24 protein-coding genes and 1 pseudogene are annotated in these 24,622 nt (G+C 52.9%); 5 read left to right on the top strand and 20 right to left on the bottom strand.

Going from position 1 to position 24,622, the window contains the following annotated elements; all coding sequences use genetic code 11:
- Positions 1 to 253 (bottom strand): annotated as a pseudogene (locus MOMUL_RS08050) (fumarylacetoacetate hydrolase family protein); the annotation flags it as partial.
- A gap of 249 nt (positions 254 to 502) precedes the next feature.
- A complete protein-coding gene (locus tag MOMUL_RS08045; RefSeq protein ID WP_062283778.1) occupies positions 503 to 1,156 on the bottom strand; it encodes a bifunctional 2-keto-4-hydroxyglutarate aldolase/2-keto-3-deoxy-6-phosphogluconate aldolase in 654 nt (217 codons plus the stop codon).
- 218 nt (positions 1,157 to 1,374) lie between these two features.
- Between MOMUL_RS08045 and MOMUL_RS08040 the strand changes: the two genes are divergently transcribed.
- Positions 1,375 to 2,199: a patatin-like phospholipase family protein gene (locus tag MOMUL_RS08040; RefSeq protein ID WP_062283775.1), complete on the top strand. Its 825-nt coding sequence runs from the start codon at positions 1,375 to 1,377 to the stop codon at positions 2,197 to 2,199.
- A 46-nt stretch (positions 2,200 to 2,245) separates the two neighbouring features.
- Here the strand turns inward: MOMUL_RS08040 and clcA are convergent, their stop codons facing one another.
- The 15 genes from clcA to MOMUL_RS07965 all read right to left on the bottom strand — a co-directional run bounded on the left by clcA (position 2,246) and on the right by MOMUL_RS07965 (position 19,257).
- Entirely contained in the window at positions 2,246 to 3,853 is a 1,608-nt protein-coding gene (clcA, locus tag MOMUL_RS08035; protein ID WP_062283773.1) for a H(+)/Cl(-) exchange transporter ClcA, read from the bottom strand.
- An 89-nt stretch (positions 3,854 to 3,942) separates the two neighbouring features.
- Positions 3,943 to 4,884, bottom strand: a complete 942-nt coding sequence (locus MOMUL_RS08030; RefSeq protein ID WP_062283770.1) for an NAD-dependent epimerase/dehydratase family protein — start codon at positions 4,882 to 4,884, stop codon at positions 3,943 to 3,945.
- A gap of 92 nt (positions 4,885 to 4,976) precedes the next feature.
- A complete protein-coding gene (locus tag MOMUL_RS08025; protein ID WP_062283767.1) occupies positions 4,977 to 5,165 on the bottom strand; it encodes a hypothetical protein in 189 nt (62 codons plus the stop codon).
- Positions 5,166 to 5,179: 14 nt separating this feature from the next.
- Positions 5,180 to 6,781, bottom strand: a complete 1,602-nt coding sequence (locus tag MOMUL_RS08020) for an L-lactate permease (protein ID WP_062283764.1) — start codon at positions 6,779 to 6,781, stop codon at positions 5,180 to 5,182.
- Positions 6,782 to 7,068: 287 nt separating this feature from the next.
- Positions 7,069 to 8,013 (bottom strand): oxalate oxidoreductase subunit beta, encoded by a 945-nt coding sequence (locus MOMUL_RS08015; RefSeq protein WP_062283761.1) that lies wholly within the window; start codon positions 8,011 to 8,013, stop codon positions 7,069 to 7,071.
- Positions 8,014 to 8,042: 29 nt separating this feature from the next.
- Positions 8,043 to 9,230, bottom strand: coding sequence for an oxalate oxidoreductase subunit alpha (locus MOMUL_RS08010; protein ID WP_062283758.1), 1,188 nt, complete (start codon positions 9,228 to 9,230; stop codon positions 8,043 to 8,045).
- Between the two features lie 21 nt (positions 9,231 to 9,251).
- Positions 9,252 to 10,199 (bottom strand): oxalate oxidoreductase subunit delta, encoded by a 948-nt coding sequence (locus MOMUL_RS15755; protein ID WP_062283756.1) that lies wholly within the window; start codon positions 10,197 to 10,199, stop codon positions 9,252 to 9,254.
- A gap of 157 nt (positions 10,200 to 10,356) precedes the next feature.
- The gene (locus MOMUL_RS08000) at positions 10,357 to 12,558 is read right to left on the bottom strand and encodes a CDC48 family AAA ATPase (RefSeq protein ID WP_062283753.1); all 2,202 of its coding nucleotides are present in this window, start codon (positions 12,556 to 12,558) and stop codon (positions 10,357 to 10,359) included.
- Positions 12,559 to 12,816: 258 nt separating this feature from the next.
- Positions 12,817 to 13,515: a GntR family transcriptional regulator gene (locus MOMUL_RS07995; protein ID WP_062283750.1), complete on the bottom strand. Its 699-nt coding sequence runs from the start codon at positions 13,513 to 13,515 to the stop codon at positions 12,817 to 12,819.
- A gap of 170 nt (positions 13,516 to 13,685) precedes the next feature.
- A complete protein-coding gene (gene dsrM, locus MOMUL_RS07990) occupies positions 13,686 to 14,678 on the bottom strand; it encodes a sulfate reduction electron transfer complex DsrMKJOP subunit DsrM (protein WP_062283748.1) in 993 nt (330 codons plus the stop codon).
- A gap of 20 nt (positions 14,679 to 14,698) precedes the next feature.
- Positions 14,699 to 15,856, bottom strand: coding sequence for a sulfate reduction electron transfer complex DsrMKJOP subunit DsrP (dsrP, locus tag MOMUL_RS07985; protein ID WP_062283745.1), 1,158 nt, complete (start codon positions 15,854 to 15,856; stop codon positions 14,699 to 14,701).
- A gap of 68 nt (positions 15,857 to 15,924) precedes the next feature.
- Positions 15,925 to 16,701 carry a sulfate reduction electron transfer complex DsrMKJOP subunit DsrO gene (dsrO, locus tag MOMUL_RS17655; protein ID WP_062283744.1) on the bottom strand — a complete coding sequence of 259 codons (777 nt, stop codon included), beginning with the start codon at positions 16,699 to 16,701 and terminating at the stop codon, positions 15,925 to 15,927.
- Complete coding sequence (dsrJ, locus tag MOMUL_RS07975) at positions 16,701 to 17,096, bottom strand: sulfate reduction electron transfer complex DsrMKJOP subunit DsrJ (protein ID WP_062283741.1); 396 nt, start codon at positions 17,094 to 17,096, stop codon at positions 16,701 to 16,703. The genes dsrO and dsrJ overlap by 1 nt, the downstream gene beginning before the upstream one ends.
- The gene (gene dsrK, locus MOMUL_RS07970; RefSeq protein WP_062283737.1) at positions 17,089 to 18,711 is read right to left on the bottom strand and encodes a sulfate reduction electron transfer complex DsrMKJOP subunit DsrK; all 1,623 of its coding nucleotides are present in this window, start codon (positions 18,709 to 18,711) and stop codon (positions 17,089 to 17,091) included. The genes dsrJ and dsrK overlap by 8 nt, the downstream gene beginning before the upstream one ends.
- A gap of 12 nt (positions 18,712 to 18,723) precedes the next feature.
- Positions 18,724 to 19,257: an RsbRD N-terminal domain-containing protein gene (locus MOMUL_RS07965; RefSeq protein ID WP_236713042.1), complete on the bottom strand. Its 534-nt coding sequence runs from the start codon at positions 19,255 to 19,257 to the stop codon at positions 18,724 to 18,726.
- A 260-nt stretch (positions 19,258 to 19,517) separates the two neighbouring features.
- Here MOMUL_RS07965 and MOMUL_RS07960 point away from each other — a divergent pair, with 260 nt between their 5' ends.
- Both MOMUL_RS07960 and ccsB read left to right on the top strand, forming a co-directional pair.
- Positions 19,518 to 20,507, top strand: coding sequence for a cytochrome c biogenesis ResB family protein (locus MOMUL_RS07960; protein ID WP_161484981.1), 990 nt, complete (start codon positions 19,518 to 19,520; stop codon positions 20,505 to 20,507).
- A 59-nt stretch (positions 20,508 to 20,566) separates the two neighbouring features.
- Positions 20,567 to 21,370 (top strand): c-type cytochrome biogenesis protein CcsB, encoded by an 804-nt coding sequence (ccsB, locus tag MOMUL_RS07955; RefSeq protein ID WP_062283731.1) that lies wholly within the window; start codon positions 20,567 to 20,569, stop codon positions 21,368 to 21,370.
- 5 nt (positions 21,371 to 21,375) lie between these two features.
- Here ccsB and MOMUL_RS07950 read toward each other — a convergent pair whose 3' ends face one another.
- Positions 21,376 to 21,993 carry a lytic transglycosylase domain-containing protein gene (locus tag MOMUL_RS07950; RefSeq protein WP_062283728.1) on the bottom strand — a complete coding sequence of 206 codons (618 nt, stop codon included), beginning with the start codon at positions 21,991 to 21,993 and terminating at the stop codon, positions 21,376 to 21,378.
- Between the two features lie 155 nt (positions 21,994 to 22,148).
- Between MOMUL_RS07950 and MOMUL_RS07945 the strand changes: the two genes are divergently transcribed.
- Both MOMUL_RS07945 and MOMUL_RS07940 read left to right on the top strand, forming a co-directional pair.
- On the top strand, positions 22,149 to 22,394 hold the full coding sequence (locus MOMUL_RS07945; RefSeq protein ID WP_054936489.1) for an FmdB family zinc ribbon protein: 246 nt from the start codon (positions 22,149 to 22,151) through the stop codon (positions 22,392 to 22,394).
- A gap of 3 nt (positions 22,395 to 22,397) precedes the next feature.
- Positions 22,398 to 23,468 carry a DVU0298 family protein gene (locus tag MOMUL_RS07940; RefSeq protein ID WP_062283725.1) on the top strand — a complete coding sequence of 357 codons (1,071 nt, stop codon included), beginning with the start codon at positions 22,398 to 22,400 and terminating at the stop codon, positions 23,466 to 23,468.
- 6 nt (positions 23,469 to 23,474) lie between these two features.
- Here MOMUL_RS07940 and MOMUL_RS07935 read toward each other — a convergent pair whose 3' ends face one another.
- Entirely contained in the window at positions 23,475 to 24,101 is a 627-nt protein-coding gene (locus tag MOMUL_RS07935) for a tetratricopeptide repeat protein (protein WP_062283722.1), read from the bottom strand.
- Positions 24,102 to 24,363: 262 nt separating this feature from the next.
- The gene (locus tag MOMUL_RS07930) at positions 24,364 to 24,594 is read right to left on the bottom strand and encodes a dissimilatory sulfite reductase D family protein (protein ID WP_062283833.1); all 231 of its coding nucleotides are present in this window, start codon (positions 24,592 to 24,594) and stop codon (positions 24,364 to 24,366) included.
- Positions 24,595 to 24,622: the final 28 nt, after the last annotated feature.

The raw sequence follows: 24,622 nt of genomic DNA, 5'->3' as shown, positions 1-24,622 counted from the left end.
TGCTCTTTACATAATCTACCGCTTTCCTGGCTGCCTCTATTGCCTGGCTGCCTCCTTTTAAGAAGGCTACCATCTCCGTTGGTACCACAGCATCGGCTAACTGGTAGGGCTGCGTCGCTAGTTCTTTACTGGACAGGTAAGCAGCATACGCCAGGTTAAGGTCTACTACCTGGTTTTCACCTACTACCGAGCCAGCTCGCGGGCCAGCCTGTCCCGGAAACCTGAAGGTACCTAGTTTTAATTCTGTTTTCATTTATGTGAACCTCCTTTTTGGTTTTTCAGTGAATATTACAGTGAATATTATTATGTATACCTCCTCCCATCCTCTTCTACCAAAATTGTATAACTGGTTCTAGAAAACTACTGCCTTTTGGAGAAGAAATGTTCCGTATGCCGGAACCTCATTCCTTTTTGTTTCACTAAATTTTATTCGACGCTTCTCGTAAAAATCCTCCTTTTTAATAATTTTTTTCTTAGCTTAGACCTATATCCCTATATTAAATTAACCTGCCAGATTTTTACGCGCGTTTTGCACGGCTGTTACGAACTGACGCGCCGTCTCCGTAACCAGATCATAATTACCGGTTTTGGCTCCTCTAGTCAACTCGCTACCGACACCCACTGCTTCGCAGCCGGCCTGAATCCATTGAGTTACATTTTCTAAACTAACGCCGCCTGTGGGAATAATTGGAGCCTGAGGCAGGGGGCCTTTAATGTTTTTTACCATAGTTGGTCCAAAAGCGCTGCCAGGAAAAAGTTTAACGAAATCGCTACCAGCTTCCATAACCTCAACAACTTCCCGAATTGACATAGCCCCAGCCATACTTACTTTTTGGTAACGGTTGCATGTCCTTACCATATCAACATTGAGGTGGGGGCCAACAATAAACTCCGCTCCAGCCAGTATGGCCGCCCGGGCTGTTTCTGCATCAAGAACCGTTCCGGCACCTATCAATATTTCTCCTTTGTTATAGTTTCGTGCTAATTCCCTTATTACCTCAATTGCCCCCGGAACTGTTAGGGTAATTTCTACGGTTTCAACGCCGCCTTCTTTTACAGCAGCGGCAATTCTTAAAGCCTGTTCGGGACTTTCTGCTCTTACCACTGCTACCACGCCACAGTTGATTATTCTTTGCATTACCTTAAGCTTTTGCATCACTTCATCCCCCGTTTCATATCATGGAACATTGTTTTTATATTTATTTTTATTCGCTACAGCTTTGATATTTCCTGCTCACCATATCCTATAATGACTTTTTTATTCTATATATGTTCTCTTTAAATTACCACAACACTTAAATATGTGCTAAGCCGGCACCGAAGAAGATCCCTGCACATACAATATTTTGCAAGCTATTGCGAGGAGGTTTTTTTATGCGTTTTGGCCTCGCCCTGGGAGGTGGGGGGTTAAAAGGAGCGGCCCACTTAGGTGTCTTACGTGTCCTGGAGGAAAACGGTATTAAACCCGATCTCGTCGTTGGGACCAGTGCCGGTTCTATTGCCGCCGCCTTGTATGGAGCCGGCCTCCTGCCGGCCGTTAGCTCCATGGGCAGCCTCCCTTTTGCTAACATCTTTAGATTGGAAAATTACCGTTTTACCGGTTTGCCCCTGGGGCTAATTCATGGTGGCACCATTGAAAGCGCGCTGAAGAGGGTCCTGGGCAATCGCCATCTGTCAGAACTCCAGCCCCTGATGGCAGCAGTGGCCTGCGATTTAATCAGCGGCGAAACAGTTATCTATACCGCTGGCCGGCCAATTAAACCATTACCGCCGGATATGGTCCTGGGCGGCGATGTGCCTGCCTGGCAGGCCGTCCGGGCCAGCATTTCTATCCCGGCTCTCTTCGCTCCCTATAAAATCGGCTCCCGCCTTCTGGTAGACGGCGGCCTGACGGACAACGTCCCGGCCGATATTGCCCGTTACCTGGGGGCTGATAATATTGTCATTGCCGTGGACCTGGACTGCGGTGTCCCCAGCCGGGCCTTTCACCATGCCGGCGAAGTCCTCCTCCAGAGCCTGGATATCATCAGCCGGCGGAATACCTCCCTTACCTTAAGGCTTTACGCCGACCTGGTCCTCAAACCCATTAAAAAACCCGTCAGTTCCTGGGACGTCAGTGAGTTCAGCAACCTGGTGGCCGCCGGTGCGGAAGAAGCCCAGCGCAATCTCCCGCAAATTCGCCGCCTGCTGGGGCGATAAAAAAAGCCGGCTCCGGGCAAGGGGCCGGCTTTTTATAATTTGCAATTTACACCTTAGGATTACATCGGGTTACTTTAGCCAGTGCCTCGTTTATCGCCGCCGCTCTATTCTCGGGTACAATTACTGTTAAGTGATCACCTTCCAGAAGCCTGGTATTGCCGCGGGGAATGATTTCCCTGGCTCCTCTGCGAATGGTAACCAGCAAACAATCTACGGGTAAAACCAGGTCTTTGACCCGGCAACCGCAGGCGCTCGCCCCGCTCTCAACTACAGCCTCGACAATCAGCATTTTGTCTTTAGTAGAGGGTTTGGAAATACCGTCACTCTTCGCCCTGGCTAAATCCCGTTCCAGCAGCATCTCATAAACGGGTAAACATCCCAGAGCCTCCGCCACTATATAAGCGATCATACAGGTAAAAAGAAGCGGTAAAATATGCTGGTAGTTACCTGTCATTTCGATTATGAGCACAATCCCGGTAAGGGGTGAACGCACAATAGCCACGAAATAGGCAGCCATTCCAATTACCGCAAAAGATGGCCCCAGGCCCTGAAAGCCAGGAATAAGCAGGCCGCTGATCTCGCCAACAAAGGAGCCCAGTAAAGCCCCCAGAACCAGGAGCGGTAGAAAGATACCCCCGGGAACCCCAGCACTGTAACTTAACATAGTTAAAAGAAACTTGACTGCAAAGAGAAGGGGGATAATACCCATTTGAACCCGGCCCCAGAGGACATCTTCTGCCAGCTGGTGCCCGCCGCCTAAAACCTGGGGTAAGAAATAGCCCAAAACCCCTGCCAGCGAGACTGCCAGCGACGCCCGCAACCAGCGGGGCAGGCCTTTTAACCTGTCTGCCACATCAAGGCTTCCTTGTAAGGTACGATTAAAAGCCACGCCTAAAACACCGGTTAATATTCCCAGGACTAAAAATGCCGGTAAGGTGGCCAGGGGTAAAGGTAATAATTCCTTAATGCGAAAGGTAGGAAGTGGCCCTAAAATCCTCTGGGATATCAGATCAGCAGTAACACTGGCCGCCAGGGCTCCTCCCAGTACATAGGGTGAAAAATTACGGCGCAGTTCTTCCAGGACAAAAACTACTCCTGCCAGGGGGGCGTTAAAGGCTGCCGCCAGCCCTGCTCCTGCACCACAGGCAATTAAGTGAAGTTCTTCCGTTTTGGACCGGCTAAAGCTTTTACTTACTGCCTGGCCGGCTGCAGCGCCCATTTGTACCGTCGGCCCCTCCCGGCCCAGGGACAGACCGGCCCCAATAGCCAGGGCCCCGGCAATAAATTTTACCGGGATAACCCGCCACCAGAGGAGCTCGCGCTGGCTAATCAGAACGGCTTCCACGTGGGGAATGCCGCTGCCGGCAGTTTCCGGAGCAAAACTGGTCAACCAGCCGGCCAGGGCACCGGCCAGGGCCCCCAGGCAGGGTAACACCAGCCAGCCCCAGCCGGGTATAGTATGCGCCCACCTTAAAAGCTCATTGCGCCATAAGTCCCCTTCCGTCAGGACTAAGCGAAAGGCTACCCCAACTACCCCGGCGCTGGTGCCCGCTAAGGCTCCTTTAAGCAGAAAACGTAAAAAATAATCATATCGCCTTAGCAGCAGGCTATCATGAATAGAATGTTTTTTAAGTAAAAGAGCTTCGTCCCGCACTTCTTTTCCTGCCCCCGGACAGGCACTTCCTGATGTCACTTTTCCATTGTACCACCCCTTGGCTTTCTTGTTAAGCCCATTCCTATTTGTTAATGTTTTTTCTCCGTTGCCCGTACTTTGTTGACACATTTCACCAGGGCTTTGACAAAGGCCGCCCGGCCCTGGCTACCGGTGAAAACGGGTTGATAGTCCAGTTCCCGGGCTGCTTTTTCCCAGCTGAGCTCCCACACTTCGTTTAAAAAGACCGGTCCCGTCCATTCGCCTGGAGGAATTACTTGTAACTCCGAGCCGGAGCCGGTTAGTTCAATAAGCAGGCTGGCGATTTCTTCCCAGCTCAAATAAAGGCTCCCCAGGTTATAGGTTTGCCCTGCGGCCCCCGACCTGCTGAGGGCCAGCCGGCAGGCCAGGGCCAGGTCGGCCATACTGACAAATGTGCCCCCGGCAACAGCTGGCACCTGGATGGGGTCGTCATGGAGCGCCGCCCGTACCAGATTCCGCAAATGCCGGCCACCGATTTCATCGCCGAAGGCCCACCAGAAACGGAAAATGGTAACCGGTAAACCCTGCTCGCGATAATAGTGGCGGCATAATTCCTCAGCCGCAAATTTACCCAGAGCATAAATGGGCTTACGGGCTTCACCTACCAGGCAGGGGTGGTCCTCGAGAACGGGCTGGGTTGTAGCCCGGCCATAAACTGTAGCCGTGCTGGTATAGATAAAATGCTTGACGCCAGCCCTGACAGATGCTGCCAGTAGATTTATATGCCCGACCAGGTCGCCACCAAAAATATCCAGGGGTTCATCGCTGAAGCTCCAGGCCAGGTGGATCACTGCCTCCACGCCGTCTACGGCCCGGGCTACCAGTTCCTTATCCTCCAGATTGCCCCCGCATAGATTGACCTGGCTGCTCCCGGGGCTATCAAGAAAACTTAGGGCCCGGTCCAGGACCCGCACCTGGTGGCCGTGATAACATAAATCCTGGACCAGGTAGCGGCCAACATCGCCCGCACCGCCGGTTACCAGAACCTGCATCAAGAAGCACCTCCTTTACAAGGATATTAAATTAAACACGGGGCGGGCCGGTAGAACCTCGCCTACCACCCGCCCCGCCAGCCTATCTTAATTTAACTAAAATAATACGCTATACCGCCAGCCACCAGTATAATAAGAAAACCTGCTCCCAATGCTGCAGAATTATGGGATACAACACCTTGATATAACAGCGGAAAGTCCAGCCACATCAAGATAAAAGCACCCAGCATGCCTTCAAACTTGTACCTTTTTCGTAAAGATTGTTTTTCAGCCGCTACCATGTGCTATCGACCTCCTATTCGATTCCCGGGAAAAATACATAGAGGATTAACCAGCCCAGGATTCCTACTACAAAAGTAAGAATAGCATTGTACAGGGCCGTGCGGCGCAGGCACTCGCCTTCACGCCCGCCCTGGCCGGTTACGCCGGTACCCAAAGCCACATTCATGGGACAAAACATATTTCCAATTGCACCGCCAGAAGTCTGCAGGCCTAAAATTACAAAGGGACTTATCATCAGCAGTTTAGCCACGTCCCACTGGAGGCCGGTAAAAAGTACATTGGAATTGGTGTTACTGCCGGTCATGAAAGCACCTAGAACACCAATCCAGGGGGAAAAGATAGGATAAAGTCTCCCCGTGTTGGCCAGACCCTCGGCTAAATAACGGGTAATGCCCACTTCCATCATGACTACGCCCATCATGGTCATGGTCGTAACCGTCATGGTAGCGCCCATGGCCTGCTTAATAATGCGGTTAAGCAACATTTGGCCTCCTTTTTCCGGCCACAGGCCACGCGCTTTATAAAACAAATAGGATAAAAAGGCTGCTGTAAAAATCAATGTGCCGGGAGCAGTAAACACGGCAATAGACTGGTATTTCTTGACTGCTTTATTGGTAAAGCCAAGCAAAGTAGTTGTTTCCGGAAAAGGAAATCCTATATTTATCAAACCTGCTAAATATGCCTTCAGGGGTTGGATTAAATATACAGTAAATACTATTATTATTAATGCATAATAAGCAAAAAAGGCTACGTTAAAACTGTAAGGTTCATTTGTGGCAGCTACCTCTGCGGTGGTATAATCAGCAACTTTCGGACGATACATAGGCAGTTTGGGAACAACCAGGCCGCCAACTATTAGACCCGCCGCTCCGGCTACAAAGGAAGCCACATAAGGAGCAACAAAATTGGCTACCAGGTTCAATACGGCGCCCATGGTCACCCCAATTAGCAAGATAGCCGGGGTGCCTTCACGCATACATTTCCAGCCACCGTACATATGAGCAATACTATAACCGCATAAAACACAGGCTATGCCCAGGAAAAAGGCGGCAAACAGGGCCAATCGACCTGGGTCCAGAGTAGTTAATCTTTCTAAAATTGAATAGGAGGAACCAAGGGAACCGAAAGTCACCGCCCAGGAATGGCCAATGAGCGCCGTAGCTGCAGCAAATATGGGATCAAACCCCAGGCCCACCAGTAATGGCGCCGCAACGGCCACCGGCGCCCCATAACCACATACCCCTTGCACAAAACCCGGGAAAGCCCAGCCCAAAACAAGCAATTGTAAAATCTTATTGCCTCCAGTTAAGCGGGTAAAAGTATCAGAAATAACTTTAAAGCCACCCACTAAATCGACAACATTGTAAACTGTCATGGCGCCCCAGATAATGTACAGCACCCATACAGTAGCCCACAAGCCTTTTAAAGTGCCTGCGGATAAAATATGAAGGTGGCCGCCGAACCAGATATAGGCTACAATTAAAGTTAAAACCCATCCTACTACTCCCGAACGCCCACCGCTCCATCTAAAAACCATCATTAAAATTAATACAGCTAGAATGGGTACCAAACACAAAAACCACAACCAAACGCTCATTTGCGGCAGACCCTGCATACTTAACTGAACCTCCTTTATATAATAGATTTATCTAAAATTCATCCTAATTTGTCGAATTAACTGACGTATCGGGCCGCGTTTGGATGTGGAATAGCTATTTTTATGGCTTATGTTATTTTGAAAAAAGTAGCTGGTACTGCAAACGGTGTTATAAATTTCAGTTACTGGCATAGAAAAGTCGTTGTAAATTTCACCATTTATTCCCGGCAAAACAGATAGGGTTTGCTCCAGGTAACCATTCCAGGTTACCTGGAGCAAAGCGTTACTTAACTTATAGTTGAGTATTAAACTGAAGTAGCTACTGCCGGCACGGTGATGCCCACTTCGGCGCACCTGGCGTCGACAAAGGCCTGCATTTTGGCGATATGCTCGGGTTGCAGGTGGGTAAAGCGGCCCTGGAGCTTCATGTATTCGCTGACAGGTTTCCGCTTGTCGATCTTGACCGAGAGCTTGTATTCGCCATTCTCGTATTCATAGAGCTGGAACATGCCCGTCTGGACGGCCAGTTTGGCCATTTCGATGGTCTTGTCGGCCGGGAACTGCCAGCCCTTGGGACAGGGGGCATGGATGTGGATATAAGCCGGACCTTCCTGGTTTAGACCCTTACGCACCTTGTTCATTAAATCCACCGGCCAGCCGATGGAGGCCGTAGCCACATATTTCAATTCCGGGTGGCCGTGGGCGATGACCTTGGGGTTATCTTTGGGAAAGAGCTTCTTCCCTTCCGGCACTACCGGGCCTGGTGGGGTAAAGGTCGTATGGGCACCGTAGGGCGTGGTCGGGGATGTTTGAATACCGGTGTTAGCGTAGGATTCATTATCGTAACAGATAAAGAGGACGTCATGGCCGCGGTAGAGCATGGCCGATAGGGCCTGGAGGCCGATGTCCACGGCGCCGCCGTCGCCGGCCATAACGATGATGTTGGGGAATTCGGCGTCAGTCTTTTTCTTGCGGATCATGGCTTTAAAGGCAGCTTCAATACCGGAAGCTACGGCACCGCCATTGGTAATCTGGGCATGGATCCATGGAACCCGCCAGGGACCGCAGCCGTAACTGGTATTGGCCACATACATGCAGCCGGTAGGACCGATAAAGATGGTATTGGGACCGGCAGCTTTGGCCACCAGGCGATAAGTCAGGGCCGGGCCGCAACCAGCACAGGTACGGTGCCCGGGGACATAGTACTCTTCCACAGGAGCCTTTTTTAGGGAAGTAATCCGTTCCAGCATTATTACTTTTCCCTCCTTCCGGGTAAACGTTATAATTCAAAGGGGATCCAGTAAGCAGTCTGCTCAACTTTACCTGTCTTGGCGATTTCCTTTAACTTCTGGTACATGCGGTAGAATTCGTCGTGGGTGACTACCTCGCCGCCCAGGCCGGCCACAAAGCCCACGGTTTTGACCTTATCGCCGTAATCGTAGAGGGCCGCCCTGAGTTCCGACAGGAGGACACCACCGCTGCAGGAAATACCGAAGTTGGCCGATACATCCAGGACGCCTATGGCCTTGAATTTAGACAATCGTTGTTTGATCTGTTCTGTCGGGAAGGGCCGGAAGGTCCTGAGCCTTGCCACGCCAACTTTTTCACCCAAGTTGCGCAGGCGGCGGGCCACTGCTTTGGCCGTTTCCATGTGGGCACCCTGGCCGAACATGATGATCTCAGCGTCTTCCGTCAGGTATTCATCCAGGTAGGGATCATATTTACGACCAAAGATGCGGGCGAATTCATCGCAGGCCTCTTCTAAAACTTTGTGCACATTCTTAACGGCCTGGTAGCGCTGGTACTGCAGGGGCGGTCCCATGGCCGGCTCAATCTGGGGACCGATAATCTGCGGGTTCCTGGGATCCAGGATATGGTGGTTCTTATAAGGCGGCAGGAATTCCTTGACCTGGGCCTCGTCGGGAATATCCACCCGGCCCAGGATATGGCTGACAAAGTAACCATCAAGGCAGGCGTACTGGGGCAGCAAAACCCGCGGGTCTTCACCTACCCGGTAGTATATCAGGGTATTATCCAGGGCTTCCTGGGGCGTGGAGGCCCAGCCCTGGATCCAGCCCTGGTCGCGGCAGCACTCGGCATCGGTATGTTCTTCACCAAAGTCACCGGGGGGGTCCAGGGTCCGGTCGGCAATGGCCATCTGCACCGGCAGGCGCTCACCGGAAATGGGGGAATAGACTTCGAAAGCATAGGTTACCCCCACGCCGGAACTACCGGTAAAGACCCGCGCCCCGGCAGCCGAAGCCCCATAGACGACACTCAGCTGGGCGTGCTCGCCTTCACCATGGATAAACTCGGCATCCAGTTCACCGTCAGCCACCATACGGGCCAGTTCCGACATAATGCCGGTATAGGGGCGGATGGGATAGGAACAGATCACGTCAACATCTGCCAGGCGGACGCCATGGGCTACCGCCACACAACCAGAAATATTTCTTACTTTACCCATTTTCTTCACCTCCTGAAAGGATTAATTTTTAAAATCTAACTCTGGAACCCGGGCTATGGCACCGCTCGGACAGACGGCGGTGCAGAGACCGCAACCTTTGCAGTATTTAAGGTTAAAAGCAGGTCCATCATCGGACATGGTAATGCAGGAATCCGGGCAGGAGATCCAGCAGGTCCAGCACTGGGTGCAGGCTTCCTGGTTAAGGACAGGTCGCTGGATGCGCCAGTTCCCGGTAATCATGCCTTCATTTTCGGTCTGCGGTGAGGGGACAGTACCGGCAAAGGGCATATGCTTCAAGAGTTCCCTGGCCGTTACGGCTACTTCTTCTACCACTTCATGGGCCGGCAGCTGCCTTATTTGCGCTTCTTCATAGCCCCGGCGCATGGCGGCAGGATTTTTGACTACTGCTGCCAGGTTATCAATATCCACAATACCGGTTGCCTTTACAACGGCTCCGGCAATGGGGGCGGCTATACCGGCGCCGATACCAGTAGCGTCAGTCGCGCCTTCAGCCCCGGATAGGGTCATGACGGCCTGGGCCATGCTGTTGGCATCAACGGTGACAACCCGGGCCAGGTTACCGGTATCGCCCAGGAATTCCAGGATGGTATCGATGCTGCGCCTGGTATTGACCACCAGGGTACTGCCCGGCTTGATACCCTTCAGGATGGGGACGCCCTTGACCAGGGTTTCCTCGACGACGACGACAATATCCGGGTTCTCATTTTCGTAAACGTATTTGCTTTCAATGGGATCGCTGCTGATGCGAGCGTAGGCCCGTACCGGGACATAGATGCGGTCGGGGAGGTCAACATAGTTCTCCCAGGCCTGAACATACTTGCCTTCTTTAGCAGCAGCTTCCGTTAAGGCCACCACGATGTCGCGGGCGTCTTTATTCATGACCACGCCGCGGGCCCAGACGGTAATCTGCTTAAGGTTGGGTTCGGCAAAAAGTTCTTGAGTGGACAATTGACGTTCCTCCTTTCTTGCCTCTCAATGTCAGCAAAGGGAGTGCTCTCCCACAGCCGGGAGCCTTTCTGGCAGCCGGTGCCCGGGCCTTCCAAAAGCTGCAGTGGGAGCCGGTCCCGGCCGCTGCCGTTAAAAGTTCCTGTTTTGTCTTCCAGCCTCACCTCCCCAGTCTGGTCACTGCTCCGGGAATAACATTATTCCAGACGGGGCGGACACTGCGGTTATCCACCCCGGTCCGTGCCTGGTGTTTTTCCCCCTGGACTTCAGCCAGGGCCAGCTCCAGGTGGCGAGTTTTGATAACACCCCTCCCTGGTTCGTTAGCCGTATCTCCCTTAACTATTTCGGCTATAGCCAGCAAGGCTGCCCGTTTGCACACGGCTTCTATTTCTGAGCCTACCAGGCCTTCGGCTGCCTGGGCCAGGTTGTCTAAATTCAGGCTGCGCTCCACCGGCCGGGAGCGTAAATAGATCTCGAATATTTCTCGCCGGGCCGCCTGGTCCGGGTAAGGAAACTCCAGGATCTGGTCAAAGCGTCCGGGCCGGAGGACTGCCGGGTCGAGGATGTCAATCCGGTTGGTTGCCCCCAGGACGATAACTTCCCGCAGGTCCTCCAGACCGTCCAGTTCCATCAAAAATTGGGATACCAGGCGGCTGCCAATGTTGCTCCCTTCGCCGCTTTTACGGGCGGGCAGCAGGGCATCGATTTCATCAAAAAACAAGAGGCAGGGAGAGGCCTGGCGCGCCTTGCGAAAAATCTCGTGCAGGGTCTTTTCTGCCTCCCCCCACCAGTGGGAAAAGAGGAGGGAACTGTTGACAGGGATAAAGTTTATCCCGCTTTCCCGGGCGAGGGCCCTGGCTACCAGGGTCTTGCCTGTACCCGGTGGCCCAGATAGCAAGATGCCTTTAGGTGCCGGCAGGTCAAATTGCTGGAAAAGCTCGGGATACCGCAGGGGCCACTGGACCATGGCCTGGAGGCGCTCTTTAATCTCGGCGAGGCCCCCTACATCCTGCCACCCGGCCGAGGGAATCTCCATGGCAAACTCCCGCGTTGCCGAGGGTTCTACCTCTGCCAGGGCATCCAGGAAGTCACGCATGGTTACCCGGAGCTCTAGGTCATCCAGGGAGCCCTTACCCAGCTGGAACCGGGCCAGGCCGCGGCGCAGGGCGTACATGCCCGCCTCCCGGCAGAGGGCGGCCAGATCGGCACCGACAAAGCCGTGGGTAATGGCTGCCAGTCGATCTAAGGAGACATCTCCTGCCAGGGACATACCCCGGGTGTGAATCTGCAAAATCTCCCGCCGGCCCCGCTGGTCGGGGACGTTAATGGCTATCTCCCGGTCAAAGCGGCCCGGGCGCCGCAGGGCCGGGTCCACCAGGTCGGGTATATTTGTGGCTGCGATCACAATGACATTGCCGCGAGATTCCAGCCCGTCCATCAAGGCCAGCAACTGGGCCACCACGCGCTTTTCGACATCGCCGTGAACGTCGGCCCGGCGGGGCGCGATGGCATCAATCTCATCCAGGAAAATAATGCTCGGTGCCTTTTTCCTGGCCTCGTCAAAAACCTGGCGCAGGCGGGCTTCGCTTTCACCGTAGTATTTATGCATTATCTCCGGGCCGTTGACATGAATGAAGTGGGCATCCGTTTCGGAAGCTACGGCCCGGGCAATGAGGGTTTTGCCCGTACCGGGAGCGCCGTACATGAGAATACCCTTCGGCGCTTCCACACCCAGCCGGTGAAACAATTGCGGGTATTTCAGAGGTAGTTCGATAATTTCCCGGACCCGCTGGACTTCTTTGGCCAGGCCACCAATATCTTCATATGTCACCCGCCGGCCCCGGCCTTCCGTGTCCTCGCCGCCTTTAAAGCGTACCGCCGTGTCGCGGGTAATAACTACCGCTCCGCGAGGCGCTACCCCTTCGACGGTAAATGCCTCATCACCACCGGCAAACTGGGGGATGGTTACCTGGTCCCCGGGCACTAGGGCGCGGCCAATTAAATGTTTTTTCAAGTGAACAATCTCATGTTCACCGGCCAGAGTCCAGCCCGGGAGTACCGGTGCCAGGATGACAGTCCGGGCCGGCTGCCACTCCTGTCTTGTAAGGGTAATGCCTTCACCAATACCGACCTGGGCATTTTGTCTCAAAATGCCATCCATCTGGATGTTCCCGGGCGGGCACCCCTCCTGAAAGGCAGGCATAACCCTGGCCACCGTCGTCCGCTTGCCGGTAATGGCTACCACATCATTGGGCTTTAAGCCCAATTCTTCCATCACGTCGGAAAGTACTCTCACAATACCCTTGCGGGCATCTTCGACCATACCTTCACAAACACGTAGTTTAACACCAGCTTCGGGCATAAAAAGCGTCCCCTCGCCGTCCATTTAAAATAACTGGTATACGGTATACCTTGAATATAGTTTTTAAAACTCCCGCTTTTTTCTGTACCTGCACACCCTTAAACTATATAGCTTGTCGAATTCGTGCTACTCCTGTTAGCTATTTTAGACCACCAACAGACCAGGTATTAAATATCACGATTGGTATACCTTGTGTTTCCGTTTAAAATAATTCGACACCTCATCGAAGATTCCTGCTGGTTAATCAAAACTTTTTCGTTAAAAGCTGGTATTTTTTTGATCCCTTAAAGCCAGCTGGAGGAAGTAGGCCTGGCGGGAATTTTCTATATGCTGCCGGGCAATTCTTTCCGCCTTTTCGCCGTCACCTTTCATGAGGGCTTCCAGTAGTTCCCGGTGCTCCCTGGTTGCGGCCCTCGTCCGGCCTGGGACACTGTACCCAACCCTGGTAAAGCCTACTATATAATCCACCAGGTTATCAATCATCTGGTGCAGGCGGGGACTCTCAGCAGCCGTACAGATGATTTCATTAAACTCCAGGTGCAACTCCTGCAACCTGTCGTGATCGTCTTCGTCACAGGCCTTTTCCATGGCATTTACAAGTTCATTTAATCTTTTTAGCTGCATGGGATTAATATGTTCAGCAGCCAGCCGGGCGGCCAGTCCTTCGAGAACGGCCCGGATGCTATAGACTTCCCAGGCTTCCCGGGTGGACATGCGGGCAACCACCACCCCTCGCCGGGGCAGGTGCTCGACCAGGCCTTCCAGCTCCAGTTTGCGGATGGCCTCCCGTACCGGCGTGCGGCTGACGCCCAGCTGTCTAGCTATTTTCCGTTCCACCAGGCGGGTTCCCGGCTCCAGGCGGCCGGTGAGGATGGCTTCGCGTAAAGCATTGTAGGCTTCCTGGCGCACAGGCTGGTAGTTCTGCAGGTCGATTGGTTTAAGCAAGCTTTCCATCATATCCCCTCCTGCGTCTTCTTCTTAAACACAAGCTGTTCCATGCCGCATATGGTATATGGGATACCTTAACTCAAAATTAGCACATATTTTGCCAAAAAACAAGGGGGCAAGTAAAAGTAAAACGCGCCTTTCCCCGCTTTTAACGGGAAGATTGCGCGTTAACCCTTTTCCTACCCCTTTTCTACCGGCAGGCCGGCCATTTTCATTTTTTCCCTGAATTCTTCCTCGTACTCCTCATAGGTGTGAACCTTAACCGGGTAATTCCAGGGGTTGATGTGCCTCCTGGCGCGGCTATCGTTGGGCAGGTTGCGGGTAGGGCTCAAAAAGATCCCGCCCATGTGTACGAGTTTGCTGAAGGGGAAGTAAGCCCCCAGTATGCATACGAGAAATAAGTGGATGTAGAAAAGAATACCTACTCCTTCCGGGACCCTGGGACTGAAGGTCACCAGCCCGATAGTCAATTCCTTAACTGCCGTAATGTCTACCCTGAAAAAATAGCGCATGAGGATGCCCGTGCTGGCTATTCCCAGGATCAAAAAGAGGGGGAAGTAGTCGGCAGGAAGGGAGATATAGCGCACTTGGGGAATAACCACCCGCCTGAGAAAGAGATAAGTCACAGCAACTAAAATAATTATATCAGTTATATAGAGCCCCTGCACGCCGAAGCGGAAAAATCCATCAATACCTTCCAGCCGGGACACAAAGGACGGCACCGGCTCGGTAAAAAAGCGCAGGTGACGGAGGAAGATAATCAGGAAGGACCAGTGAAACAGCAGTCCCCCCAGCCACAGCCACTTTTCCCAGTGATAGGCCAGCCTGGGGCCCTGGTGTAATTCCATCTTGGTATTTCTCAAAAGGGAGCGAAAGAACAATACCTCCAGGGCCATCCTGCCAATCACGCCGGCAGTGCTGGAAGGGTTATCAAAGGTGCTCGCTTTGATCCAGGGCAGGGATTTCTGTTGCCCGGCAGTGGTGGGTATACGGAAAGGGACCGGTGCCCGTGCCCACTTAATGACCCGGTAGGCCATCCCTGCCAAAAAGATGGCGATGGCGGCATAGGGTATGATAACCCCAAACATATATTGCAACCCTGCCACTCCCACGCCAAGAGTGACAACCATAATTAAGGCGACAACGATCAAGAAGGAAAAGGCCATTCCCATATCTTTACCCCTCCTTTCCGCTAAACTGTTTCTTCTTTGACAGCAATGGCTATTTTATATAAGAAGGTAAGTATCAGGAAGCCAGTTGCCCACACTCCCAGGGCAATTAAGGTTTCCGGCAAAGTAGGCACATACTCGGTAACCCTTTCAAAGGGATTAGGTATAAAGCCGCCGATGACCAGGCCTATTCCCTTTTCGATCCACATAGAGACAAAAACTGCTACGCAGGCTGCCTGGAGGTAAGTATCCCTGGTGCGCGTCCGGGGGTTAATTAAAAGGACCAGGGCCAGTACCGCCAGGATGGCAAAGGTCCACATCCAGGGTACGAGCTTGCCATGACCGTCCAGGCCGGCAAAGAGGTACTTGAGGGTATCCAAACCATGGGCCGGTACCTGGCTGTAAAAGGCGGTAAAAAACTCCAAGCCGACAAAAAAGACGCTGATGATGGTGGCGTAGGTGACTATTGCCGCCAGCTTTTGGATGGCTTCCCTGCCAGGATCAAATTTGCTGACCCTTTTTATAATATAGCTTAGGATGATCAACAGTGCCGGGCCGGAAGCAAAGGCCGACGCCAGGAAGCGGGCCGCCATAATGGCCGTCAGCCAGTAGTGCCTACCTGGCAGGCCGGCGTAGAGGAAGGCCGTAACCGTATGAATGCTGACGGCCCAGGGGATGGAGATATAAACTAATATCTTTGTCCAGGCCGGGGGCGGAACGGCTTTATATTCTGCCTCCAGCGCATGCCAGCCGGCAATGATATTTAACAGGAGATACCCGTTCAGCGCGATCATATCCCAGAAGAACATCGAGTTAGGGGTGGGATAGAAGATCATATTAAGAATTCGCATGGGCTTACCGACATCTACTATTACGAATAACAGGCACATGATCAGGGCGGCAATGGCCAGGAACTCTCCCAGGATGGTAATCCTGCCGAAGGCTTTGACATTATGCAGGTAATAGGGCAGGACGACCATCACTGCTGAGGCCGCCACCCCCACCAGGAAGGTAAACTGGCTGATGTACAGCCCCCAGGAAACGTCCCGGCTCATGCCGGTGATGGTCAGGCCCTTTTGCAGCTGCCAAAGGTAGCAGGCAAAACCTGTCGCGATCAGGACGAGTAAAAAGATTGTCCACCCCCAGTATTTTTTACTCCCAGTTAAAGCCTTAACCAGCATATCTATCCATCCTCCATAAATTCACTTCTTATGTCCCACGGTGGCTCTTGCGCCATCCTGTATGGACCTTAAACGAGGTAATAAATACAGGGGTGGGTCCCAAGTTCGGGTTTACGTTGAATGGTATAACGGCTGGCCAGTATCTTTCTTACTTCTGAGTTGGGGTCATCCAGGTCGCCAAAGACCAGGGCCCCGGCCGGGCAGGCTTCAACACACGCCGGTGGTAGGCCGGTGTCGATCCTCTCGGCACAGAAATTGCACTTTTCCACGACACCCTTTTCCCGGGTGGGAAACTCCGGGTTTACTTCTTTGATAAAAGGCCGCGGGTCGCTAAAGTTAAAGCTCCTGGCGCCATAAGGGCAGGCGGCCATACAGTAGCGGCAGCCTATACAGCGGTGATAATCCATCATGACGATGCCGTCCCGGCGTTTAAAGGTTGCCTTCGTGGGGCAAACCCTCACACAGGGCGGGTTCTCACAGTGATTGCAGAGCACGATAAAGGGTTTGCCTTTGATACTGGCGGCAATATACTCATGTTCTTGCTCCGGAAAAGCGTTTTCATAGGGCTCCGTCCAGATCCACTTTATTTCTTCTTCTTTATTGGTAACATCAGGTATGTTGTGAGCCCTCTGGCAGGCCAGGAAACACTCCCGGCAACCTTCTTGATATTTGGGCCAGCACTTTTTCATATCAATGACCAGGCCCCATTTCTCACCGGTAAGGGCTTTCGAGCTCGTAATATACTCCGTGCTATTACCTGCGAAGCCCTTAACTGCCGGCCAGATGGTGAGCCCCAAGAGACATGCGCCACCGGCTTTTAAGAAATTTCTCCTGCTCGTTTCCATTACTTATTCTCCTTTGGCTCAATATGGCAAGTCCAGCAGTCAGGTTGGACATCTAAGTAATTATGGCACTGATCACAAAACTGGGCCTTGCTGGAGTGGCATTCCAGGCAGGTCTTCTCCAGGCTCATCTCGTACTCTTTGCCGTTGCTGGCTACATAAATCCTTTTACCCTCCCGGACAACCTGAGTGCGCCACTCATCCAGCAACTTCATATGGTCGGTACGCATGTACGCTGTGGCTTCAACACACTGTTTCTCGGGTAACTGCTGGATGGCCGGCGTGTCGAGGCTGGGTGCTGGTGCCGGGGCGGCTTTACCTGCATTGGCCCAGAAAGGGAAGGTCACCAGAACGATAAACACAATCAGGCCGGTAATAATGTAACGGGAATCATTCACCGCCGTTCTCCCCCTTTCCCTTTACAGGCAAAGGTTCCCCCCGCAGGTTTGTCTCCCTTTCAGTTTCCCCGGTCATTACCAGGGCATTGCCGACCAGCTCGTGGACGCCGGCAACCGCCACGCCTGGTACCCAGTAATCCATGAGGGCCGGGAAGACGGCCCGGTCAACGGCGCAGATGCAGGCCAGCATATTGACGCCGTATTTATCCCGGACGTATTTCACCGCGTTGGCCCGGGGGAAGCCGCCGCGCATCCTCATTTCCATATATTCATCGGAATTAAGTCCCGACCCGCTACCGCAGCAGAAGGTCTGCTCCCTGATGGTATTCTCCGGCATCTCATAGAAATTCCGGCAGACATTTTTAAGGATATAGCGCGGTTCTTCAAAGAGCCCCATGGCCCGGGCCGGGTTACAGGAGTCATGGAAGGTTACTTTCAGGTGGTCATTGCGGCTGGGGTCCAGTTTAATTTTGTTATGCCTGATCAGGTCGGCCGTAAATTCTACGATATGGACCATTTTGGTGGACCTGGCATTTTCAAATTTTGTGCCGGTTATGGGAGAAACCGGTTCCTCCAGGAAATCGGCCGGGCCGTTCATGGTATCCATGTACTGGTTGATGACCCGCCACATATGGCCGCATTCACCACCCAGGATCCATTTCACCCCTAGCCTTTTTGCCTCGGCATACATCTTGGCATTGAGCCTTTTCATCATCTCATGAGAGGTGAACATGCCGAAATTACCGCCCTCGGAGGCGTAGGTGCTGAAGGTGTAGTCAAGACCGATTTCATGAAAAAGCATCAGGTAACCCATGAGGGTGTAAGTACCGGGATCGGCAAAAACGTCACCCGAAGGTGCGATGAAGAGAATCTCGGCACCTTTGCGGTTGAAGGTCGGTTCCACCCTGATACCGGTGATATTTTCAATTTCGTCGACACAGAACTCAACCATATCTTTAAAGGCGTGGGGTTCAATGCCGACGTGATTTCCCGTCCGGTAACAGTTGGCTACCGGGGCGGCGATCCAGTCAATATTACACCCGACCAGGTTGAGGAGTTCCCTGGCGATCATGGTAATTTCCGCCGTGTCGATGCCGAAGGGGCAGAAAACTGAACAACGGCGGCATTCAGTGCACTGGAAGAAGTAGTAGTACCATTCCTTCAGGACGTCCAGGGTAAGTTCCCTGGCCCCGAAGAGTTTCCCCAGGAGCTTGCCCGCCGTCGTAAAATCCTTGCGATACACCGAGCGGAGCAGTTCGGCCCTCAAGACCGGCATATTCTTGGGATCCCCGGTGCCAATGAAGAAATGGCACTTGTCGGCACAGGCGCCGCAGCGCACGCAGGCGTCCATGAAGATCTGTAAAGAACGGAACCGGCCCAGCCGTTCCCTCAGGCCTTCCAGGATAATTTCCTGCCAGTTTTCCGGGAGTTTCCAGTCTTCCTCCTCCGGTGACCATTCCCTGGGGTTGGGAAGGCCGACAGCTTCCAGGTTTTTGGGCTTGGCACCATAAAGGTAGGTGCCGCGCCTGAATTTTACCGGGGTATCCATCCACCCCGTCCGCGGCGGTTTATAATTAATCGCCAGCAGTTCATCAGGTTTCGGTAGCGATGCCATTTTCCCACCTTCTCAATAAGGAAAATTTATGGTCAGGTTGGCCCTTTCCAGGATCCTGGCGGTTCTATTTTTGATCTCCATTACCTTAAGTTCCCAGAGCTGCTCCCGGCACTGCATATAAATATCGAAGGCCAGGAGGGCCAAGTCTTCCAGCCGGGCTTCCACTGCCTCCAGGGAAAGGCCTTTTTCCCGGATTTCACCGGCCAATTCCTCCTTGAGCACATGCTTTAACTGGAAGATAAAGGCGATGGCCTGGGAAGGAGAGAAATCCTGGACCGCCCTAATTCTGATAATACTATCGAGACAGGCCCTGACCCTGCCAGCTTCCATCCCCTGGAGGATCTCCTCATAAAGGCCCTCTAATGCCTGGTAGATGGTCGTGCCCACTGGATTGGCGAACCGGTCCTGTTCTTCCTTGAAAAACCGGGCCGCTTCCGCAGGATAAGAGTCCAGGATTCTCTGATACCATTTTTGTAAAATGGCACTTTTCCTTTGGGTTAAAATTTCGTGTGTACCTGGTAAGATATTATTTTTGCCGTCTTTCACAAACTCCCCCCAGTCCCTTAGTTCACCGGAGCACTACTTTTGGTATTTATAAATTTAGTTCGCTATTTCTCTTAAAATTCCTGCTGCGGGCAGTAATATTTTTTTGTACTTGTAAAATGCCTGTATCTGTCGTCCGGTACTGCTGCTGGCCTACTGCCATTGACCGCTGGACGACCGCTGGTGTATACTCATTCTTAACTGAGGTGATGACATTGGCCGGTAACAACCGGGAACATCCGTATTTTACCTTTTTGTCTTCTATGAAACTAGGCCTTTTGCTTTTATTGCTCCTGGGCGTCCTGGCTTCCCTGGGGAGCTTCCTTCCCCAGGGCCAGCCCGCGGGGTTCTACCGTGCTTATTACGGAGAACTGCCTGGAAGATTGATTGTCCTCTTGTCTCTGGATCACTTATACCGTAGCTGGTGGTTTATTACCCTGGGGGCAATTTTAGCCGTCAATATCCTAACCTGCTCGCTACGGCGGGTAAAAAAAGCCCCTGGACGGCGTGGGTGGGGTTCCATTATCCTGCACTTAAGTATCCTGGTGATCCTGGCCGGGGCGGTCATATCCGGGGTTATGGGCCGGCATACCTATGTTGAAATCGGTGTCGGCGACAGCCTTGACCTGGCCGGCAGGGGTTTTCCGGGCCAGGTTTTAACGGTTAAGGATTTTAAAATCGAATATTACGAAAACCTCCAGCCCAGGCAGTACATTAGCAGCGTATCCCTTAAAACAGCTGATGGCCAGGAAATTGAGCAAGATATCTGGGTAAACCGTCCCTTAAAATTTAAGGGCTTAAAAATTTACCAGACCAGTTACGGCTGGCTGGCCCGGGGACAGGCCGTTATTGACGGTAAAGTGGTCCCCTTTGACCTGGCCAGTGGCCGGGGCCTTGACATTGACCCGGGCAAAAACTTAAAGCTGATGTTTTTCTTTATTCCTGATTTTGATGAACAGGGGGGCAGTTTACATTCACGTTCCCCCTTGCCCAATAACCCCAGACTGGCTGTCGTCCTTTTCCAGGATCATCAAGTAACGGCGAGGCAAGTCCTGGCCGAGAAGGAAACGAAAACCGTGGACGGCTATCCCGTTACCTTTTCCGGCTACCGTTATTATACCGGACTGGAGATCAAAAAAGACCCGGGGGTTGGAATAATTTACACCGGGTTTATCTTGTTATTGCTGGGTTTTGCTCTTCGCTACCTGGTACCTGATAAACATGTTCCGGAAAGAGCTCCGCATGACAGTTAGCATCGTCACCAGCGAACAAGTAAAAGTGAAGAAGTAAAAACGAGAGGTGGCGCCAAGATATGGAATCCAGTTTTAACCTGGTAGCCTATATTTTGTTGTTGGCAGCCGTTACTTTGAGCCTGATCTCCCTGTGGCGGCCCAACAAATATACCGGTACCCTGGCCCTCGCGGCCCTGGTCCTGTCCTTTACCTCCCTGACCCTGGCCCTGGTGCTGCGCAGCATTACTGGCGGCAGGCTGCCCTTGGCTACTTTATACGAATTTGCCCTGCTTTTTGCCTGGGGTATACTCCTGTTTTATTTTATTTCCCGCAAGATGATCAAATCGGACCTGTTAATGGTTCTGGTAGCGCTCCTGGAAGTAATTATCCTCTCCTATAGTAATACCTTATCTTCCGGCACCAGGCCCCTGATGCCGGCCCTGCAGAGCATCTGGCTGCAGTTTCATGTCCTTACGGCCATCATCGCTTACGGCGCCTTCGGCCTGTCCTTTTGCTTAGGTCTTATCTACCTGCTCAAAGAAAAGGGATACGACAGCATCGGCGAAAGTATCCTGCCGCCCCTGGCTAAGATCGATAACCTGCTCCACTGGTCGGTAGCGGTAGGATTTCCCTTTATGACCCTGGTTCTAATTACCGGGGCCGTCTGGGCCGAAGAGGTCTGGGGCAGGTGGTGGGGCTGGGACCCCAAGGAAACCTGGGCTTTAATTACCTGGCTGATTTACGCCGCTTATCTCCACGCCCGGAAAACTTACGGCTGGCGGGGGAAAAGGGCCGCCATTATGGCCATCGTGGGCTTTCTGGCGGTGCTCTTTACCTTATTTGGCGTCTCACTACTCCTTCCCGGCGCCCACAGCTATGTATAATAGGTTTAGGCCAGGCCTTCAAACCTGCGAGCGGCGGCCAGGACCTTCTGGATATAGTCCCGCGTTTCCCGGTAAGGAGGAACGCCGCCGTAACGTTTAACGGCGCCGGGGCCGGCGTTGTAGGCTGCCAGGGCAAGGGCCAGATCACCCTGGAAGCGGTCCAGAAGCAGCCTTAAGTACCTGGCGCCGCCGTCCAGGTTGGCTTCCGGGTTGAAGGGATCTGTCACCCCCAGGGCCCTGGCCGTCGCCGGCATGAGCTGCATGAGCCCCATGGCCCCAGCAGGTGATACCGCCCGGGGATTAAAGCCGGACTCCGCCTCGACTACACCCTGGAGCAGGGCTGCCGGCAGGTTGTACCTGGCCGCCACCCGGCTGATGAGGTCCTTAAAACCAGGCTCGGGCAGGCTGCGGGCCCCAGAACGAGGGTAATGGGCGGCAGTTGCCGGCTTTCTGCCCCTCCCTGTTGCCTCTACTGCCGGAGATTGTCCCTCTTCCAGTTCCGCCAGGAGTACCAGGTAAAAAAGGTTATTGAAGCTATCTTTACTGCCGCCGCTATTACCTGCCACAGTCGCCTGCATTTTGGCCCAAGCTGCTACCAGCGGCGCCAAGGTACTGATATCCATACCTGTCTCCCTTCCTTATTAAGCACCTGCACCTCATTATACCATAATCACCAGCAACCGGGGATAGTTTAACTGGAGTGGGCCGGTTGTTGACGTAAATCCCCGGGGTTGTTACAATAATGCTGTGACAAAGGCTTAAAAAAAGGAGAATAATAATGCCTATATACGAATTTCGCTGCCTGGAGTGCGGGAAACTTTTTGAAAAGCGTTTTGCCAGTATGCACGAAAAGGTCGAACTCCAGTGTCCGGGGTGCCAGTCCCGGTCCCTGGAACGGGTAATCAGCCGGGTTAATTTTCTCACCCGTTCGGGAAAGGGTGAGCAAAAACCAAAGCTCACGACCAAATCCTGCAGCCCCGGCAGCAACTGCATGACCCTGGATATCCCGGGACCGGAGGAATAAAGGTTGATTACCCTCAAGCCCACCTGCCCCTTTTGCGGGTTGCCCGTTGCCAGGCCAAAAGAGCAGGTTACTCGCCGGCCAAACGAAATGCCGGTGGGTGCCTGTTCCTGTGGTGCCGTCTATGCCTGCGATATAACCGGTCATAACCTGGGAGCGGCCTTCATTGAAGCCCTGGTCTTTGGTTGTAACCTGGACTGGGACCTGGCCTGGGGCCTGCTACCAGAGGAGGATTACCTGGAAAAGCTGGTTGAGAACTACGACTATGAAACCCATTTAATTGTTCCCGGCGGGTTTTATGAGGGCAGGAGAATATCCGGCGCCCTTTATTTCGTGAAACTGCACCCGGACATTCTGGAGGTCACCCGCCAGGGGGTGCAAAACAAATTGGCGCGGGCTGCAGCCATTTCCTCCCAAACATCTAAAGCGCCTCCCGGAGAAAAGAACTTCACTAAAAAAGAAATCGAAGCCCTGGTAAAGGAATATCAGGTAGAACCCCTGTTAAATATAGCCAGGTCTGACCGGCGCCTGATTAGGGAGTTGCAGCGGCTTCTCTATGCTGGTGACGAACTGCTCCGCTTCCGGGCCGCTGATATTTTAGGTAAAGTAGCCGCCGTCATTGCGCAAAAGGACCCGGAAACTATTGCCCGGCTGCTGCAGGGATTATTAACCTCCGTTACGGACCCTGGTTCTTCAGGCTGGGGGGCCATCGATGCTGCCGGTGCAATTATCGCCAGCCTCCCGGAAACCTTTGCCGGGTATATCCCAACGCTGTACCAGTTGCTGGCAGACACAACCCTCCGGCCCCAGGCCCTGCGGGCCATCGGCAGTATTGCCAAGGTAAAGCCCGGGCTTATCCGCCCGGCCTGCTTACGCTTTCTACCCTTTCTCCAGGACCCGGACCCTGCAACCAGGGGCTATACGGCCTGGCTCCTCGGCAACCTAAGAGCGGCAACGGCCAGGGATATGCTGCAGGGTCTTCAGGATGACGGGCAGCCAGTAACCTTCTACGACAGCGGCAATTTACAAAAAAAGACAGTGGCTCAACTGGCGTCTGAAGCCCTGGCCAGGCTCTGACCTACCTTAACTGTTACGATATGGTTCCAGTTCTTTGAGAAAATCCGGGTGGACTTTAAACCCAAGTTTAATGGCCCGGTCAACGTGTTCAATTGCCCTGGTAAAATTGCCGTTTAAATAATAGGCATAGGCGAGATTATTATGCCCCAGGGCAAAATCAGGTGCCATCTCCAGTAACTTCTGACCGGTGGCGATGGCCTTGGCGATGTCTCCCTGCTGGAGATAACAGTTGGCCAGGTTATTCCACGCCTGGACGATCCTGGGGTTCAACTCGATGGCCTTCTCCAGGGCGGCAATGGCCTCCTCAGTCCTGCCCATCTGGGAATAAGCAAACCCCAGGTTGGCATAACCCCGGGCATACCGCGGCTCGATGGCAATGGCCTTTTCGTTGGCTTCCACTACCTTTTCCAGGTCTCCCTTTTGCCAATAGATATAGCCCAGGTTTACATAAGCCTCAAACATGCGGCCGCTGCTGGCAATCGCCTCTTCAAAGGCCACAATAGCCTCGTCCCATTTCCCCTGCTGCATATAGGAAACACCCAGGTTGTATAGCGCCGTGGCGCATCCAGGGTTTTCCGCCAGGATGCGCTTTTGCCCGGCAATAAATGATTCAAAGTCCTGTGATTCTTGCATCACCTTCATCCTTCCTGTAACGGCCTAATATAAGGAGAGGCTGCTATCATAAGTTGGCAGCCTCTTTTCCTAAAAAACGTATTTGCTGGTTATTTTCCCTCGCTTCCGGGCCCTTGCGGAGCGCCCAGCACTCAACTCGTTTAACACAGGTGACTCTTTGTGAACAAAACCTTTGCGAGTTGAGTGCTGGGCGCTCAGGCCAGGTAGCTCGCTTCAAACAAAAGCCAGCTTTTATCCTTTTTCTTTACTCATACCTGCCTACTTACTGGTCTTCAGTTATACCCCTTCCCTTTAAACCATACATGGTGGTGCTTCCGGTGGAGAAGTAGATTAATTTTTCTTCGTTAACCAGTTCCGTAGCGGCCTTTTTAATGTCCCTCATTTTAGCTTCCGGGATCTTGGCCTGGACGGCCTTTTCCAGGTCCTTAAAGTAGAACTTGCTCTTTTTACTGGTTTCGGCAAACTCGAGGATGGCCTTTTTAATCTCCTCCATCATCGCTCATACCCCCCTCTTATCAGGT

Source organism: Moorella mulderi DSM 14980 (assembly GCF_001594015.1).
Classification (GTDB): Bacteria; Bacillota; DSM-521; order Neomoorellales; family Neomoorellaceae; genus Neomoorella; species Neomoorella mulderi.
This window is presented reverse-complemented; position numbering and strand designations above follow the sequence as displayed.

Excerpts from the sequence above, each read along its gene's own strand:
- MOMUL_RS08045 (WP_062283778.1), bottom strand. The coding sequence starts at position 1,156 with ATGCAAAAGCTTAAGGTAATGCAAAGAATAATCAACTGTGGCGTGGTA.
- MOMUL_RS08040 (WP_062283775.1), top strand. The coding sequence starts at position 1,375 with ATGCGTTTTGGCCTCGCCCTGGGAGGTGGGGGGTTAAAAGGAGCGGCC.
- MOMUL_RS08030 (WP_062283770.1), bottom strand. The coding sequence starts at position 4,884 with ATGCAGGTTCTGGTAACCGGCGGTGCGGGCGATGTTGGCCGCTACCTG.
- MOMUL_RS08025 (WP_062283767.1), bottom strand. The coding sequence starts at position 5,165 with ATGGTAGCGGCTGAAAAACAATCTTTACGAAAAAGGTACAAGTTTGAA.
- MOMUL_RS08020 (WP_062283764.1), bottom strand. The coding sequence starts at position 6,781 with ATGCAGGGTCTGCCGCAAATGAGCGTTTGGTTGTGGTTTTTGTGTTTG.
- MOMUL_RS08015 (WP_062283761.1), bottom strand. The coding sequence starts at position 8,013 with ATGCTGGAACGGATTACTTCCCTAAAAAAGGCTCCTGTGGAAGAGTAC.
- MOMUL_RS08010 (WP_062283758.1), bottom strand. The coding sequence starts at position 9,230 with ATGGGTAAAGTAAGAAATATTTCTGGTTGTGTGGCGGTAGCCCATGGC.
- MOMUL_RS08000 (WP_062283753.1), bottom strand. The coding sequence starts at position 12,558 with ATGCCCGAAGCTGGTGTTAAACTACGTGTTTGTGAAGGTATGGTCGAA.
- MOMUL_RS07995 (WP_062283750.1), bottom strand. The coding sequence starts at position 13,515 with ATGATGGAAAGCTTGCTTAAACCAATCGACCTGCAGAACTACCAGCCT.
- dsrM (WP_062283748.1), bottom strand. The coding sequence starts at position 14,678 with ATGGGAATGGCCTTTTCCTTCTTGATCGTTGTCGCCTTAATTATGGTT.
- dsrP (WP_062283745.1), bottom strand. The coding sequence starts at position 15,856 with ATGCTGGTTAAGGCTTTAACTGGGAGTAAAAAATACTGGGGGTGGACA.
- dsrO (WP_062283744.1), bottom strand. The coding sequence starts at position 16,701 with ATGGAAACGAGCAGGAGAAATTTCTTAAAAGCCGGTGGCGCATGTCTC.
- dsrK (WP_062283737.1), bottom strand. The coding sequence starts at position 18,711 with ATGGCATCGCTACCGAAACCTGATGAACTGCTGGCGATTAATTATAAA.
- MOMUL_RS07960 (WP_161484981.1), top strand. The coding sequence starts at position 19,518 with ATGAAACTAGGCCTTTTGCTTTTATTGCTCCTGGGCGTCCTGGCTTCC.
- ccsB (WP_062283731.1), top strand. The coding sequence starts at position 20,567 with ATGGAATCCAGTTTTAACCTGGTAGCCTATATTTTGTTGTTGGCAGCC.
- MOMUL_RS07950 (WP_062283728.1), bottom strand. The coding sequence starts at position 21,993 with ATGGATATCAGTACCTTGGCGCCGCTGGTAGCAGCTTGGGCCAAAATG.
- MOMUL_RS07945 (WP_054936489.1), top strand. The coding sequence starts at position 22,149 with ATGCCTATATACGAATTTCGCTGCCTGGAGTGCGGGAAACTTTTTGAA.
- MOMUL_RS07935 (WP_062283722.1), bottom strand. The coding sequence starts at position 24,101 with ATGCAAGAATCACAGGACTTTGAATCATTTATTGCCGGGCAAAAGCGC.
- MOMUL_RS07930 (WP_062283833.1), bottom strand. The coding sequence starts at position 24,594 with ATGGAGGAGATTAAAAAGGCCATCCTCGAGTTTGCCGAAACCAGTAAA.